Annotated in this window: 13 protein-coding genes; 8 read left to right on the top strand and 5 right to left on the bottom strand. The window is 61.0% G+C overall.

Features of this window, described 5'->3' with window-relative positions:
• The first annotated feature begins 269 nt into the window (after positions 1 to 269).
• Together rapA and rluA are read left to right on the top strand one after the other, a co-directional pair.
• Positions 270 to 3,137 (top strand): RNA polymerase-associated protein RapA, encoded by a 2,868-nt coding sequence (gene rapA, locus BN1123_RS02495; RefSeq protein ID WP_042025164.1) that lies wholly within the window; start codon positions 270 to 272, stop codon positions 3,135 to 3,137.
• 122 nt (positions 3,138 to 3,259) lie between these two features.
• Entirely contained in the window at positions 3,260 to 3,916 is a 657-nt protein-coding gene (rluA, locus tag BN1123_RS02490; protein WP_042025163.1) for a bifunctional tRNA pseudouridine(32) synthase/23S rRNA pseudouridine(746) synthase RluA, read from the top strand.
• A 51-nt stretch (positions 3,917 to 3,967) separates the two neighbouring features.
• Here rluA and BN1123_RS02485 read toward each other — a convergent pair whose 3' ends face one another.
• The 5 genes from BN1123_RS02485 to treR all read right to left on the bottom strand — a co-directional run bounded on the left by BN1123_RS02485 (position 3,968) and on the right by treR (position 9,193).
• Positions 3,968 to 4,156, bottom strand: coding sequence for a hypothetical protein (locus BN1123_RS02485; RefSeq protein ID WP_026458732.1), 189 nt, complete (start codon positions 4,154 to 4,156; stop codon positions 3,968 to 3,970).
• 113 nt (positions 4,157 to 4,269) lie between these two features.
• Entirely contained in the window at positions 4,270 to 4,893 is a 624-nt protein-coding gene (locus BN1123_RS02480) for a sugar O-acetyltransferase (protein WP_042025162.1), read from the bottom strand.
• Positions 4,894 to 4,896: 3 nt separating this feature from the next.
• On the bottom strand, positions 4,897 to 6,558 hold the full coding sequence (gene treC, locus BN1123_RS02475; protein ID WP_042025161.1) for an alpha,alpha-phosphotrehalase: 1,662 nt from the start codon (positions 6,556 to 6,558) through the stop codon (positions 4,897 to 4,899).
• Positions 6,559 to 6,623: 65 nt separating this feature from the next.
• Entirely contained in the window at positions 6,624 to 8,054 is a 1,431-nt protein-coding gene (treB, locus tag BN1123_RS02470; RefSeq protein WP_042025160.1) for a PTS trehalose transporter subunit IIBC, read from the bottom strand.
• Between the two features lie 191 nt (positions 8,055 to 8,245).
• A complete protein-coding gene (treR, locus tag BN1123_RS02465; protein ID WP_042025159.1) occupies positions 8,246 to 9,193 on the bottom strand; it encodes a trehalose operon repressor TreR in 948 nt (315 codons plus the stop codon).
• A gap of 131 nt (positions 9,194 to 9,324) precedes the next feature.
• Between treR and BN1123_RS02460 the strand changes: the two genes are divergently transcribed.
• The 6 genes from BN1123_RS02460 (at position 9,325) to pbpG (ending at position 14,891) form a co-directional block, all read left to right on the top strand.
• The gene (locus tag BN1123_RS02460; RefSeq protein ID WP_042025158.1) at positions 9,325 to 10,275 is read left to right on the top strand and encodes an AEC family transporter; all 951 of its coding nucleotides are present in this window, start codon (positions 9,325 to 9,327) and stop codon (positions 10,273 to 10,275) included.
• Between the two features lie 78 nt (positions 10,276 to 10,353).
• The gene (locus tag BN1123_RS02455) at positions 10,354 to 10,548 is read left to right on the top strand and encodes a heavy-metal-associated domain-containing protein (protein WP_042025157.1); all 195 of its coding nucleotides are present in this window, start codon (positions 10,354 to 10,356) and stop codon (positions 10,546 to 10,548) included.
• Between the two features lie 130 nt (positions 10,549 to 10,678).
• Complete coding sequence (gene ansB / locus BN1123_RS02450; protein WP_042025156.1) at positions 10,679 to 11,737, top strand: L-asparaginase 2; 1,059 nt, start codon at positions 10,679 to 10,681, stop codon at positions 11,735 to 11,737.
• Between the two features lie 200 nt (positions 11,738 to 11,937).
• Positions 11,938 to 13,230, top strand: a complete 1,293-nt coding sequence (locus BN1123_RS02445; RefSeq protein ID WP_042025155.1) for a hemolysin family protein — start codon at positions 11,938 to 11,940, stop codon at positions 13,228 to 13,230.
• Between the two features lie 18 nt (positions 13,231 to 13,248).
• A complete protein-coding gene (locus BN1123_RS02440) occupies positions 13,249 to 13,914 on the top strand; it encodes a DedA family protein (RefSeq protein WP_042025154.1) in 666 nt (221 codons plus the stop codon).
• Positions 13,915 to 14,063: 149 nt separating this feature from the next.
• The gene (gene pbpG / locus BN1123_RS02435; protein ID WP_042025153.1) at positions 14,064 to 14,891 is read left to right on the top strand and encodes a D-alanyl-D-alanine endopeptidase; all 828 of its coding nucleotides are present in this window, start codon (positions 14,064 to 14,066) and stop codon (positions 14,889 to 14,891) included.
• Positions 14,892 to 15,224 lie beyond the last annotated feature (333 nt).

Below are 15,224 nucleotides of genomic sequence, written 5' to 3'. Positions count from 1 at the left end.
GGCGCATTATAGGGAGTGAATTCGTTCTGGCAAGGGTGTTTTCGAACTAAATTCATCTTTTTGAATCGTTCGCTCACCAATCAACCAAATCGCTCATTAATCCCGCTACAGCCTCGGTATTGACTACGGGATATCGTTCGAAAAGGGGGTAGATCAAGCTTGTAGCGATTTACGGTGACCTCCTCTATATCCATGGTGATCAGGCTCACGCCTTCGGGTAACATAGCGCCCCTTTGCGATTCACACACTCTTGGGCTTTGGAGAGTTTAATGCCTTTTGCACTTGGCCAGCGTTGGATTAGTGATACAGAGACGGATCTGGGTTTGGGGACTGTCGTTGCTGTTGAAGGACGCATGGTTACCCTGTTGTTTCCGGCTACCGGTGAAAACCGTATGTATGCCAAAGAAGAGGCGCCGGTTACCCGGGTCAGCTTCAATGTGGGCGATCAGATAACCAGTCACGAAGACTGGACCATGACGGTCGAAGAAGTGCAGGAGAAAGACGGCCTGCTTATATATGTAGGTGTTCGCACCGACAATGATGAGCCCGTTGCCCTCAAAGAGGTGTTTCTCAACAACTTTATCAAGTTCAACAAGCCGCAGGATCGCCTGTTCGCCGGGCAGATCGACCGCATGTCCCGCTTTACACTGCGCTACGAGGCCCTGGTCAATCAGCACAAGCGCCGCCGCAATCCGACCCGTGGTCTGGCCGGTGGCCGGGTCAGCCTGATCCCGCACCAGCTTTATATTGCCCACGAAGTGGGACACCGCTACGCCCCGCGCGTGCTGCTGGCCGACGAAGTGGGCCTCGGCAAGACCATCGAAGCGGGCATGATCATCCATCAGCAACTGCTCTCCGGCCGCGCCCATCGCGTGCTGATCCTGCTGCCCGAAACCCTGCAACACCAGTGGCTTGTCGAGATGTTGCGCCGCTTCAACCTGCACTTCTCCCTGTTTGACGAGGAGCGCTGCATCGAGGCTTTCGCTGATGCGGAGAATCCCTTCGAAACCGAACAGCTGGTGATCTGCAGCCTCGACTTCCTGCGCAAGAAGCGTCGTCGCTTCGAACAGATCCTGGAAGCGGAGTGGGATCTGCTGGTCGTCGATGAGGCGCATCACCTGGAGTGGAGCGAGGAAGCCCCGAGCCGCGCCTACCAGATGGTGGAGGCGCTGGCCGAGCAGGTGCCTGGCGTGCTGCTGCTGACCGCAACCCCGGATCAACTGGGTCACCAGAGCCACTTTGCCCGCCTGCGTCTGCTGGATCCCGAGCGCTTCTACGACTACGACGCCTTCCTCGCCGAGGAACAGGCCTATGGCCAAGTCGCGAGCGCCGCCCAGGAGCTGCTGGATGGCGAGACCCTGAGCGATGAAGCCAAACAGATCCTGGCTGGCCAGCTGGAAGGACTGGATCTCACCGATGCCGCCGCCCGTCAGCAGGCAGTTGCCAAACTGCTGGATCAGCACGGCACCGGCCGCGTGCTGTTTCGCAACAGCCGCGCCAACATTCAGGGCTTCCCGGAGCGTCACCTCAACGTCTACCCCATGGCGCTGCCGGAGCAGTACAAGACCGCCATCAAGGTGATGGGCATGATGGGTGGCAACGGCGGAGATCTGCAGACCCGCGCCCTGCGCTACCTCTATCCAGAGAAGATCTTCCAGCAGTTCGAGGGCGACAACGCCAGCTGGACCCAGTTCGATCCCCGCGTCGACTGGCTGCTGGAACTGCTGCTCTCTGCCCGCCAGCAGAAGGTACTGGTGATCTGTTCCGAAGCTGCTACTGCCATCGCCCTGGAAGAGGCGCTGCGTATCCGCGAGGGGATCCGTGGAGCCGTGTTCCACGAGGGGATGTCCATCCTCGAGCGGGACAAGGCCTCGGCCTATTTCGCCCAGGCCGAGGGGGGCGCCCAGGTGCTGCTCTGCTCCGAGATCGGCTCCGAGGGTCGCAACTTCCAATTTGCCAGCCATCTGGTGCTGTTCGATCTGCCGCTCAATCCGGATCTGCTGGAACAACGGATCGGTCGTCTCGATCGTATAGGCCAGCAGAACACGGTCGAGATCCATGTCCCCTATCTGGAAGGCACCTCCCAGCGCGCCCTGCAACTCTGGTATCACGACGGTCTCGATGCATTCGAGCAAACCTGTCCGACCGCCCGTCCCGTGTTCGAGGCGGTGCGCGATGAGCTGTTCGAGCTGCTAGCCGCCAATACCGGCGATCAGGAAGCACTGGAAGCGCTTCTGACCAAGACTCGCGAACTGCATGAGCCGCTCAAGGCCAGGCTGGAACAGGGCCGCGATCGCCTGCTGGAAATCCACTCCAGCGGTGGCGAAGCCGCCCAGCAGCTGGTCGACAAGTTGGCCGCCGAAGATGACGACACCGGCATGATCTCCTTCGCCCTGAAGATGTTCGACGAGATCGGCGTCAATCAGGACGATCGTGGCGAGAATGCCCTGGTGCTGACTCCGGGGGATCACATGCTGGTCTCCAGCTTCCCGGGGCTACCCCAGGATGGCATGACCATCACCTTCGATCGCTCCACTGCCCTGTCGCGGGACGACATGTCGTTCCTCTCCTGGGATCACCCCATGATGCGCGGCGGTATCGACCTCATCCTGGGCTCCGAGATCGGTGCCACCTCGGTGGCCCTACTCAAGAACAAGGCGCTGCCGGTGGGTTCCATCCTGCTGGAGCTGATCTTTGTGGCCGAGTCTGCGGCCCATCCCCAGCTCTACCGCTTCATGCCGCCGACCCCAATCCGGCTGCTGATGGACAAGAACGGCAACAACCTGGGTGACAAGGTGGCTTTCGAGGCCTTCAACCGCCAGCTGACTCCGGTCAACCGCCACCTCGGCAGCAAGCTGGTGACCGCCTCCCAGCCCACGATCCACGGCCTCATCGGCCAGGGTCAGGCCATCGCCGAGGGGCTGAAGACGGAGATCGTCGACAAGGCCCGTGCCCAGATGGCGCAAACCCTGCAACAGGATCTGGATCGTCTGGAGGCGCTCAAGGCGGTCAATCCGAACGTGCGCGACAGCGAACTGGATTATCTGCGCAACCTGCAGGCAGAATTGCACCACCTGATCGACCAGACCCAGCTCAAGCTGGATGCCATCCGCTTTATCGTGGTCACCCATAACTGACTGGGCCGTAAAGGCATCCTCTGCTCAATATCGACCAGAGCTGGGTGCCATGCCCTGCTTTGATGTGGTTACCCATAACTGATGGGGGCTTGCCCCCGCTTTGACCAAAGATGCGAGACGCTATGTTTGAATACTCACCGCCCCTGGAACCCTGGCTCGATATCCTGTTCAAGGACAAGGACATCATGGTGGTCAACAAGCCTACTGGCCTGCTGAGCGTCCCCGGGCGCGGCCCCGAGAATGAAGACAGCGTGCTCCATCGGGTGAAGCAGCAGCACCCCAAGGCAGCGGCGGCTCACCGCCTCGACATGGCGACCACAGGCGTGCTAGTGATCCCCCTCAACCCCAACTCCCACCGGGAGCTGAGCCGGCAATTCCGCGAGCGGGAGACGGAGAAGCACTATCTGGCCTGGGTGTGGGGGGAGCCTGAGCTGGATGCGGGTGAAGTGGATCTGCCGCTCTGCGTCGACTGGCCCAACCGGCCGAAGCAGAAGGTGGACTTCGAGGAGGGTCGCCATGCCCTGACCCTTTGGCAGAAGCTGAAGGTGGAAAACGGCAACAGCCTGATCAAGCTGACCCCCATTACCGGTCGCTCCCATCAGCTGCGGGTTCATATGCTGGAGCTGGGGCACCCCATCCTGGGGGATAACCTCTACGCCAATCCGGATGCCCTGGCGGCGGCTCCCCATCTCTATCTCCATGCCGCCAGTCTGACCATCAGCCACCCCCGCAGCGGCGAGCGGATGACCTTCGAGGCACCCGCCCCCTTCGCGGTATAAGGCACAAATAAAAAAAGCCCCCATCAGATGATGGGGGCTTTTGTATCAGTGTCAGACACGAATATCGATTTTGCTTCCCAGTGAAGCGTTGGCCGATGTTGGTGCAGCCTGAGCCGGCTGTACCGCGGTCTGGATCAACTCCAGTGCGGCTTGCCCGTTCTGGGTTTGCTGCTTTTTGGCCAGGCTGGCCGCCAGCAAGGCATAACCTTCAGATGTAGATGCAGAACTAGATATATCCATTGAGTACCTCCTGCCTTCAATAGTATCGGCCAGCCCACCCGAAACATGAGCACTGAATATAAAACAATCTGAAAAGCGCGCGGCATCAATCAGATAGGGTCATCGTCAACGCTTTACTCCATGACAGACCCGGTTTCTCCTGCCAGCTCCTCGGGCGTCATGGGTCGCAGCACCTTGCAGGGGTTGCCGGCCGCCACCACGCCCGCCGGCACATCCTTGGTCACCACAGAGCCAGCGCCGATCACGCTGTTGTCCCCTATGGTGACGCCGGGGCAGATGACGACGCTGCCACCGATCCAGACGTTGTGGCCGATGCGCACCGGCTTGCCGAACTCCACTCCCTTGATGCGCGGCGCCACCGCCACCGGGTGAGCGGCCGTGTAGATCTGTACCCCGGGCGCCAGCAGCACGTTGTCGCCGATGTGCACCTCGCACACGTCGAGGATGGTGCAGCCCACGTTGGCGTAGAAGTTCTCGCCCACGAAGATGTTGGCCCCGTAGTCGCAAAAGAAGGGCGGGTTGATGGCACACTCCTTGCCACGGCCGCCCAGCAGTTCATGGAGCAGGGCATCGCGCGCTGGTTTCTCCTGCCAGCTGGTGTTGAAGGTGTGATAGAGCCTGCGGCAGCGCTCGCGCGCCGCTTTGAGCTCGGGGTCGCCCGCATCATAGGGCTCCCCCGCCACCATCTTCTGCCACTCGGGGCCACGCACCGCCACCTTCATCATCACCTCGCTCATCGCCTACTCCACCAGCCAGATCAGGGATTCATAAGGGCGCAGCATACAGGATTGCGGCCGGGCCGGGCTATCGGGGTAGTTGCCAAGCAACAGGTGCCCCTTGCCGGTGGCCAGCTCCTCCGGCAGGGTGAAGTCCACCGGCTCGCCGTAGAAGTTGCTCACCACCAGCAGAGTCTGACCGTCTGCGCGGCGGGCATAGGCCCAGATCCGCGCATGCCCCGCCAGCAGCTCCTGATAATCCCCTTGCGTGAAGATGGAATGGGCCTTGCGCAGCCGGATCAGATCCCGGTAGTGCCAGAACACCGAGCCCGGGTCGGCCAGAGCCGTTTCGGCATTGATCTCGGGGTAGTTGGCGGCAGGTTTGAGCCAGGGCGTGCCGGCGGTGAAGCCCGCCTTGGGGGCTGCACTCCACTGCATGGGCGTGCGCGAGTTGTCGCGGGACTTGGCCCCCAGAATGGCCAGGATCTCGGCCTCCCTCATGCCTTCGGCCTGCTTGATGGCGAAGATGTTGCGGCTCTCCACATCCTGATAGTCATCGATGCACTGATAACCGGGGTTGGTCATGCCGATCTCCTCCCCCTGATAGATGTAGGGAGTACCCTGTAGACCGTGCAAGGTGCTGGCCAGCATCTTGGCGGCCACCACCCTGTGCTCGCCCTCGTCACCGAAGCGAGAGACGATGCGCGGCTGATCGTGGTTGCACCAGAACAGCGCCGACCAGGCCTTGCCGTGCATGCCGCTCTGCCAGTGGTTGAAGATGCGCTTGAGCTCGAGGAAATCGAACGGTGCCTTGGTCCACTTGTCGCCGCCCGGGTAGTCCACCTTGAGGTGGTGGAAGTTGAACACCATGGAGAGCTCGGAGCCGTCCAGCGCGCCGTAGCGCTGGCAGTGCTCCAGGGAGGTGGACGACATCTCCCCCACCGTCATGGCGCCGACCGGGGCGAATACGTCGCGGCTCACGTCGCGCAAGAATTCGTGGATGCGCGGCCCGTCGGTGTAGAAGCGGCGGCCGTCGCCACTGTCGTCGCTCGGGAAGCGCTGATCCTTGGAGATGAGGTTGATAACGTCGAGGCGAAAACCGTCGACCCCCTTCTTCGCCCAGAAATGGATGATCTTCTTCACCTCGGCACGCACCGCCGGGTTCTCCCAGTTGAGATCCGCCTGCTCTCGGGCAAACAGGTGCAGGTAGTACTGGCCGGTAGCCGGGTCCAGCTCCCAGGCGCTGCCGCCAAACTTGGACTGCCAGTTGTTGGGCACGCCGCCGTCCACCGGGTCTTTCCAGATGTAGTAGTCGCGGTAGGGGCTGTTTTTATCCCCCAGCGCCGACTTGAACCAGGCGTGCTCGGTGGAGGTGTGGTTGACGACGATGTCCATCACGATGCGGATGCCGCGCTCGTGGGCGGCGGCCAGCAGCGCCTCGAAGTCAGCCATGGTGCCGTAGGCCGGGTCGATGGCAAGGTAGTCGGCGATGTCGTAGCCGTTGTCCACCTGCGGCGAGACGTAGACGGGGGTCAGCCAGAGGGCATCGACTTCGAGGGTCTTGAGATAGTCGAGGCGGGCCATGATCCCCTTGAGATCGCCAGTGCCGCGTGCGCTACTGTCCTGAAAGCTCTTGGGGTAGATCTGGTAAATCACGGCGCTCTGCCACCAGGGTGTTTGGCTCATGGGTCTTGCTCTTGTCTCGAATGAAAAGGGAGAGGGCGACCCGCGGGTCGCCCTGATGCGTTAGGTCAGGCGCTGGCCAGCTCCAGCTTGCCGGCCGCCTGCTGGCGCTTGTAGACCAGCAGGGTCAACACCACAGGCACTATGATGGCCACCAGCATGGCCACGGCGTAAATGGCCCAGTATTGGGGCTGGATGGAGAGGATGCCGGGCAGACCCCCCACCCCGATGCCGTTGGCCATCACCCCGGCGAAGCCGCAGATAAGGGCTGCCAGGCTCGAACCCACCATGGCGCACAGCATGGGGAACTTGTACTTGAGGTTGATGCCGTACATGGCCGGCTCGGTCACCCCCAGGTAGGCGGAGATGGCGGCGGGCACCGAGATCTCGCGCTCGTTCTCCTTGCGGCTGATCAGAATGATGCCTACCACCGCAGAGGCCTGGGCGATGTTGGAGAGGGCAATCAGCGGCCAGATCGGGGTGCCGCCCATGCTCTGCATCAGCTGCAGATCCACCGCGTTGGTGGTGTGGTGGATGCCGGTAATGACCAGGGGCGCATAGAGGAAGCCAAACAGGGCGGAGCCGATGGGGGCAAACGAGCCGGTCATAGCCGCCTTGGCAGCAAAGCCGACCCCGTCACCAATCCAGCGGCCGAACGGGCCGATGAAGGCGTGGGCCACGATCACCGCCAGCAGCAGGGAGATGAAGGGGACTATGACCAGGTAGAGGTAGGCCGGGATGATGCGCTTCAAGTTAGTCTCGACCCAGGCGAGGAAGACCCCTGCCAGCAGGGCCGGAATGACCTGGGCCTGATAGCCCACCTTCTGGATGACGAAGAGGCCAAAGTCCCACACCTCGGGGGTCTGTTGGCCGATGCCATAGGCGTTCATCAGTTGGGGCGACACCAGCGTGATGCCCAGCACTATCCCCAAAATCTCGGAGCCGCCCATCTTCTTCACCGCCGACCAGCAGACGCCCACCGGCAGGAAGTGGAAGATGGCCTCACCCAGCAGCCAGAGGAAGGCGTGCACCTGGGCCCAGAACTGGCTGATCTCGGTGAGGGTGTGGGTCCCGTCGTCGAACATCTTTATGTCGCCGATAACGTTGCGAAAACCCAGGATCAGACCGCCGGTGATGATGGCCGGCAGCAGGGGCACGAAGATCTCCGCCAGGTGGGAGATGCCGCGCTCGAGCGGGTTCATGTTCTGGCGCGCCGCCTGCTTGGCGGCCTCCTTGCTGCCGCCGCTGACGCCGATCTCTTCGGTCAGCGCCTTGTACCACTGCTCCACCTCGTTGCCGATGACCACCTGGAACTGGCCGCCCTGGGTGAAGCTCCCCTTCACCGCCGGGATGGTCTCGATGGCCTTGCTGTCGGCTTTGGCCGGATCGTTCAGGACGAAGCGCAGCCGGGTCAGGCAGTGGCTGACGGTGGCGATATTCTCCTTGCCGCCGATCTTGTCAATCAGCTGAGCCAGATGTTGTGTGTTGATCTTGGACATGAGCCTTCCCTCTGTGACTCCATTGATAGTGATCTGCCTCGCCCTTCTGAGCCAGTCTGTCGGCTCGAGCGTTATTGGTATCGTTCCCAATCAGCATGACGGCAATTTGGCCAGATCAGAATGGGAACGTTCCCATTTCGTGGTCAGCGTCACAAAAAGCGCGTTTTTTGTGCAGTGCTAAGTGATGGGGTTCACAGGGTATGACAGGGAGCTATGGTCGCCAGCGGGCAGCACTCCTGCTCGATCTGACCGAGCAACTGACGGGCCGCCAGCTCCCCCGCCCCCTTGTAACCGAGATCCAGGCTGAGGGCGTTGGGGAAGAGGAAGGTAAGCATGGGGTTGTTGCCAAGACCGGTCACCAGCACCTCGCTACGTCCTTGTTCTTGCAAGTATTTTGCCGCACCAATGGCGAGAGTATCGCTGGCACAGACCAGCGCCTGGGTGGTGGGAGTCAGCAGCTCAGCCGCCAGCCGGTAGCCACTTTGCAAGCTGAGATCACCGAGGGCGCTGCGTGCCGCCAGGCCCTGTTCCCGACAAAAGGTCAGATAGGCGTCGAGCCGGCGCTGACCCGTGGTGAGATCCGAGGCATCCACCCCGAGATAGGCGATATCGCGGATATTGCGCGCCACCAGCTGGGTCAGCATGGTGTGCACCGCACCCGCATCGTCGAAACAGACCGAAGAGAAGCCCGGATGTTCGCGCGCCACCAGCACCAGCTTCTCCCTGAGCGGCGCCATGGCGTCATAATCCAGATCGTTGAAGGCAAAGAGGATGATGCCATCCACCCCGCGCCGCTCCAGCACCGCCAGATGTTCCTGCACCTTGGCCGGGGAGAATTTGCTCTCCATCAGCACGGCGTCATAACCGCGCTGATAGAGAGTTTCCAGCATGCCGCGCACCGCCTGGTTTTCGGAACTTGAATCGAGCCGCGAGACGATGATGCCGACCACCTGCTGGCTCTGGCTGCGCATGGCCCGCGCCGACTTGCTCGGCACAAAGCCATGCTCAGCGATGATCTGCTCCACCCGCTCACGGGTCGCCTGCTTGACCTTGGGATCCTGATTGAGCACCCGGGAAACGGTCGACTTGCCAACACCGGCAAGGCGGGCGATATCGAGGATGGTCAGCTTCTTGTCCATGAGTCAGGCTCGGCAGTGGAAATTGCCCACATTGTTGTTATTAAGCCCTTTGAATACAAGCCCATGGCGTTAGAATGCCCTTTTGGCCCCGGCGAACGCCGTGCCACCCGCCATTGCACAGGACGCGCATCATGGATCTGTTGGCAAGTCTGCACTTCTCCCTCTCCATTACCGGCCCCATCTGCGTGGTGCTGCTGCTCGGCATCTGGCTCAAACAGCTGGGCCTGCTGCCCGACAGCTTCGTCGAATCGGCCTCGCGTCTGGTGTTCCAGGTCACCCTGCCGGCGCTCCTGTTCCTCAGCATGGTGCGCACCGACTTTTCGACCATGCCGAGCCCCTGGCTCATCCTCTACGGCCTGCTCGGGACGCTCACCGGTTTTCTGGTGCTGGAGCTGCTGGCGGCCCGCTTCATTCCCGAGCGGCGTCAACGTGGCGTCTTCGTGCAGGGCAGCTTTCGCGGCAACATGGGGATCATGGGGCTGGCCTATGTGCAGAACGCCTACGGGCCGGAAGGGATCGGCGCCGCCGCCCTGCTGGTGGGCTCGGTCACCGTGCTCTACAACATCCTCGCCGTCGTCACCCTGACCCGCAGTCTGGGAGGCAACAAGGGGGTCAAACCCATCCTCAAGGGGATCGCCAAAAATCCACTCATCATCGCCATCCTGTCAGCACTGCCGTTTGGCCTGCTCGGCATAGAGCTACCCCAGCTGGTCACCACCACCGGTAACTACTTTGCCAACATGACGCTGCCGCTGGCACTCCTGTGCACCGGCGCCAGCCTCAACCTCAAGGCCCTGCGCGGCGGCGCCATGCTGACCGGCTGGGCTACCGCCAACCGGCTGCTGTGCATTCCCGTGCTGCTGGTCGCGGGGGCCTGGGCGCTTGGCTTCAGCCCACAGGCACTCGGCATCCTGTTTCTCATCAGCTCCACCCCGACTGCCGCCGCCAGTTATGTGATGACCCGCGCCATGGGGGGCGACAGTTCACTGGCCGCGAACATCATCGCTACCACCACGCTGGGCTCCCTTCTCACCACCAGCCTGGGAGCAGCCCTGATGAACTATCTGGGCTTGATGGGGTAACAACGAAGTGACGGGTGACTTGACCTTGCCGCGAGCGGCAGCTTTAGGCTTGCATTACACCCAAAAAGGAGACTCATCATGACTATTGAACTGACAGTGACCGGCATGTCCTGTGGCGGTTGCGCCGCCAGCCTGCAAAAAGCCCTGCTGGCCCAGCCTGCCGTCAGCGCAGCCAGCGTCGATTTCGCCAGCAGTAAGGCGGTCATCGAGAGCGAATTGAACAAGGCGGAGCTGATCGCCCTGATTGAAGCCAAGGGCTTCTCGGCAAGTTAATTTATCTCTATAGAGGTATAAAACAGGTTAAAAATCTGTACTCACCTGTCTTTTGGTGAGTTTTATCACAGACGTCGATTATTAAATGGGCAAACTTGCTGCGATTATTCCAACCAGAAGGATTTGCAGCATGACCCTACCGATCCGCAAGACCCTGCTCGCCGCCGTGCTCGGCCTGACCCTCTCCCCTATGGCCATGGCCCTGCCCAATGTGCATATTCTGGCTACCGGCGGCACTATCGCCGGCGCCGGCCAGTCTGCCACCCAGTCCAACTATGAGGCTGGCAAGGTAGCCATCGAGACCTTGATCGCCGCCGTCCCCGAAATGAAGAACGTGGCCGACGTGCAGGGGGAGCAGGTAGTCAAGATTGGCTCCCAGGATATGAACGACGAGGTGTGGCTGAAGCTTGCCAAGCGGGTCAACGAGCTGCTGGCCAAGGATGATGTTGATGGCATCGTCATCACCCACGGCACCGACACCATGGAAGAGACCGCCTACTTCCTCAACCTCACCGTCAAGAGCGACAAGCCGGTGGTACTGGTCGGCGCCATGCGCCCCTCCACCGCCATGAGTGCTGACGGCCCGATGAACCTCTACAACGCCGTGGTCACCGCCTCCGATCCCGCCTCCAAAGGCCGTGGCGTCATGGTCGCCATGAACGATACCGTGCTGGATGCCCGCGACGTCACCAAGACCAACACCACAGGCGTGCAGACCTTTGCCGCCCCCAACTTCGGTCCGCTTGGCTACATCCACAACGGCAAGATCGACTATCAGCGCAGCCCGGCTCGCCTGCACACCAGCAAGACCCCGTTCGATGTGAGCAAGCTCGACAAGCTGCCCCAGGTCGGTATCGTCTATAGCTATGCCAACGCCACCGAGTTGCCGGCCAAGGCCATGGTGGATGCCAAGTTTGATGGCATCGTCAGCGCCGGGGTAGGCAACGGCAACCTCTACCACAGCCTGTTCGACACCCTGGCTCAGGCGAGCAAGGACGGCATTCGCGTGGTGCGCTCCGCCCGCGTGCCGACTGGCGCCACCACCCTGGATGCCGAGATCGACGACGCCAAGTACGGCTTCGTGGCCGCCGGCACCCTGAACCCGCAGAAGGCGCGCATCCTGCTGATGCTCTCCCTGACCCAGAGCAAGGATCCGGCCCAGATCCAGCGCTGGTTCCAGCAGTTCTGATCGAATCAATTCAGGCAATCACAGCAAGGGCGGGATTCCCCGCCCTTTTTTGGCTCCCCTCTCCTGACAGGGGCCCCTCGCCAGCCCCAAGCCGGGGGCGTGATAAATTAGCGAACCGGATCACCTGCTTTCACAAGCGCATCGCGGCCAAATTCATTACACTGCCAGCGATCTTTTCTACTTAGGAGTGCTGCCGCAGTATGGAAATATTGATCCTGTTGGGATTGATTTTGCTCAATGGCGTCTTCGCCATGTCGGAAATTGCCATCGTGACCGCACGCAAGGCTCGCCTTGCCAAGATGGCCAGTGAAGGAAGTCGCTCCGCCGCCATCGCCCTCAAACTCGCGGAAAACCCGACCCATTTTCTCTCCGCCGTCCAGATCGGCATCACCACTATCGGCCTGCTCAACGGTATCTACGGCGAATCCCTGCTGGCCCAACCTTTCTCCCTCTGGCTGCAGGAATGGGGACTCTCCCCCAAGACCAGCGGTACGATCGCCACCGTCATCGTCGTCGTCACCGTGACCTATCTCTCCATCGTGGTGGGGGAGCTGGTGCCCAAGCGCCTCGGCCAGCTCAGCGCAGAACGCCTTGCCTGCCTGGTGGCGCTCCCCATGCACTGGCTCGCCACCCTGACCCGTCCCTTCGTCTGGCTGCTGTCAGTCTCCACCAATGCTACCCTGCGCCTGTTGCGGGCCAAGCAGGATGGCGGCGCCAACGTCACCGAAGAGGAGATCCACGCCATGCTGGTGGAGGGCTCCGAAGCCGGGGTGATCGAGGATCATGAGCACACCATGCTGCGCAACGTGTTCCGTCTCGACGAGCGCAGCCTCTCCTCCCTGATGGTGCCGCGCAGCGATATCCGCTATCTGGATCTGTCGCTGCCGCTGGAAACCAACCTGCAACGACTGGTGGAGGAGCGTCACAGCTATTTCCCGGTCTGTGACGGCAACCTCTCCGAGCTGGTGGGGATCATCGACGTCAACAAGGTGTTGTATGCCTATATCAAGGGGGAGCCCATCGACCTGGCCGCCCTGACCCAGGAGGGAAGCTTGCTGCCCGAGACCCTCAACGGGGTCGAGCTGCTCAACCACTTCCGCACCCACAGCGAACAAATCGCCCTGGTGGTGGATGAGTATGGCGAGTTGCAGGGGCTGGTCACCCAGCAGGATCTGATGGAGGCGCTGGCGGGGGATTTTCAGCAGGAAGACGGCGACGACAACTGGGCATTCCAGCGCGCCGATGGCAGCTGGCTGCTCGATGGCCTGATCCCTTTGCCAGAATTGAAGGACTGTCTGGAGCTGGTTCGCCTGCCCGAGGAAGAAAAACATCACTATCACACCCTCGGAGGGCTTATCATGCTGCTCCTTGGTCGTGTTCCACAGACCGGCGACCTCGTCACCCTGGAACAGTGGCAACTGGAAATTGTTGACATGGATGGTCTGCGCATCGACAAGGTGCTCGCCATGCCCTTGACCGATCAACCCAGCTAACCTGCGGAGTTTGCAAGAATGGAGCGGTTTTACCAACTGGCCCACGCCTTTATGCATCAGGATCTGGTGACCCTGTCTGATCCCCAAATGGCCTTCATGGTCTGTGCCGTCTTATTGACCTTTCTGGTGCTCGAGAATGGCTTTATCCCCACCGCTTTTCTGCCCGGCGACAGCCTGCTGATCCTGACCGGCGTGCTCATCTATCAGGATGTGCTGTCACTGGCGGTGATCCCGCTGCTGATCATGGCCACCTTCGTCGGCACCTGGCTTGGCTACATGCAGGGGCGCTTTCTCGGCCACACCCAGATGTATCATCGCCTGATGTCTCACGTGGAGGATCGCCACAAGGAGAAGGTCTACTACCTGCTCGACAAGTACGGCATCCTGACCCTGATCACCGCCCGCTACATCGCTTTCGTACGCACCGCCTATCCCTATATCGTTGGCGCCACCGAGCTGCCGCAGGGACGCTTTCTCGTCGTCAATTTCATCAGCTCCATCATGTGGATCTGCCCCCTGGTGGGATTCGGCTACTACCTGAGTCACACCAAGCTGGCGGCCGAATACCAGTCGCAGTTTCTCAGCATCATCCTCTACCTGCCGATCGTGCTGCTGGTCAGCGGCATCATCGCCCTGCTCTGGCGCTGGCTCAGCAAACGCAAGGCCGCAAAATCCCGGGATTGACACCCATCTCAAAAAAGCCCTCGAAAGAGGGCTTTTTTGAGGCTCGCATTTGCGCAAATTGTAGAAATAGTCTGTAGAGCCTCTTGTCAATGCAGGGTAAAAATGCGTGAATCTACCGCCTTTTTTTCCATGTGAACGGAGTCGGTAGTATGCGGTGTCGGGTTCGCGCAGTTGCGCTGGTTTTCGGATTGATAGGGATGCTGGGATTGCCTGCGGTCAGCGCCGCCCCCAACCCCGCCAAATTGGACATTCGTTCGAGCAGTGCCCTGGTCGTTGACGTCAACACGGGCAAGACTCTCTACCAGAAGAATGCCACCAAGGTGCGTCCCATAGCCTCCATCACCAAACTGATGACGGCGCTGGTGGTACTGGATGCCAGACAGGATCTGGCTCAGACCCTGACCATCGACAAGGAAGATCTGGATCGGGTGAAGCACACTCACTCCCGCATTCGCATGGGTACCAAGGTGACCCGTCGTGACGCACTGCACCTGGCCCTGATGTCCTCCGAGAACCGGATGGCCTCGGCCCTGGCCCGTCACTACCCGGGCGGCCGCAGCGCCTTTATCCGGGCCATGAACAACAAAGCCCGACAGCTGGGCATGCGCCAGACCCATTTCTACGACGCCACAGGTCTCTCTACCCGCAATGTCTCCACCGCCCAGGATCTGGGCAAGCTGGTCGCCGCAGCCTATCGCCAGCCGCTGATCCGCCAGTTTACCCAGGATGAGCACAGGGAGATGCGCTTCCAGGCCCCCTCCTACAGCCTGATGTTCAACAACACCAACCCGCTGGTGAAAAATCCGGACTGGGACGTACGTCTCTCCAAGACCGGCTTTACCGATGAGGCCGGCCGCTGCCTGGTGATGCGTGCCAAACCGGACAGCCGGGAGCTCGCCATCGTGTTGCTCAACTCGGTAGGCAAGCTCACCCCGGTCGGCGATGCCAACCGCATTCGCAAATGGCTGAGAAGCTAAAGACGAACGACGTGAAAAAGGATGCTGCGGCATCCTTTTTTATTGCCCGTGATCCCACAGCCCATGACACGCCTCCAGCACCCGCCTGAGCAAAAAGGAGATAGATGACAGCCCGGAGTCTCGGCTTTGGCGGAGAAATGCGCGTCAGGGTGTTGGCAGCGGCCATGCAGGGGATCTGGCAGAGGCGTCAGCAACGAGCCGGCCAGAGGAAAGAAGAAGCGAATGGAAAGAGGGCGGCAACCAGGTGTTGGGTATTTCCAAGACCGGATCCAGCCCATAGAAAAACAGCCCCGACCTGAGTCGGGGCTGTCTGTATGGTGCGCCCGAGAGGAT

Source organism: Aeromonas enteropelogenes (genome assembly GCF_000819845.1).
GTDB classification, from domain to species: domain Bacteria; phylum Pseudomonadota; class Gammaproteobacteria; order Enterobacterales; family Aeromonadaceae; genus Aeromonas; species Aeromonas enteropelogenes.
The sequence above is the reverse complement of the archived record's forward strand: the minus strand, read 5'-3'. Positions and strand labels throughout refer to the sequence as shown.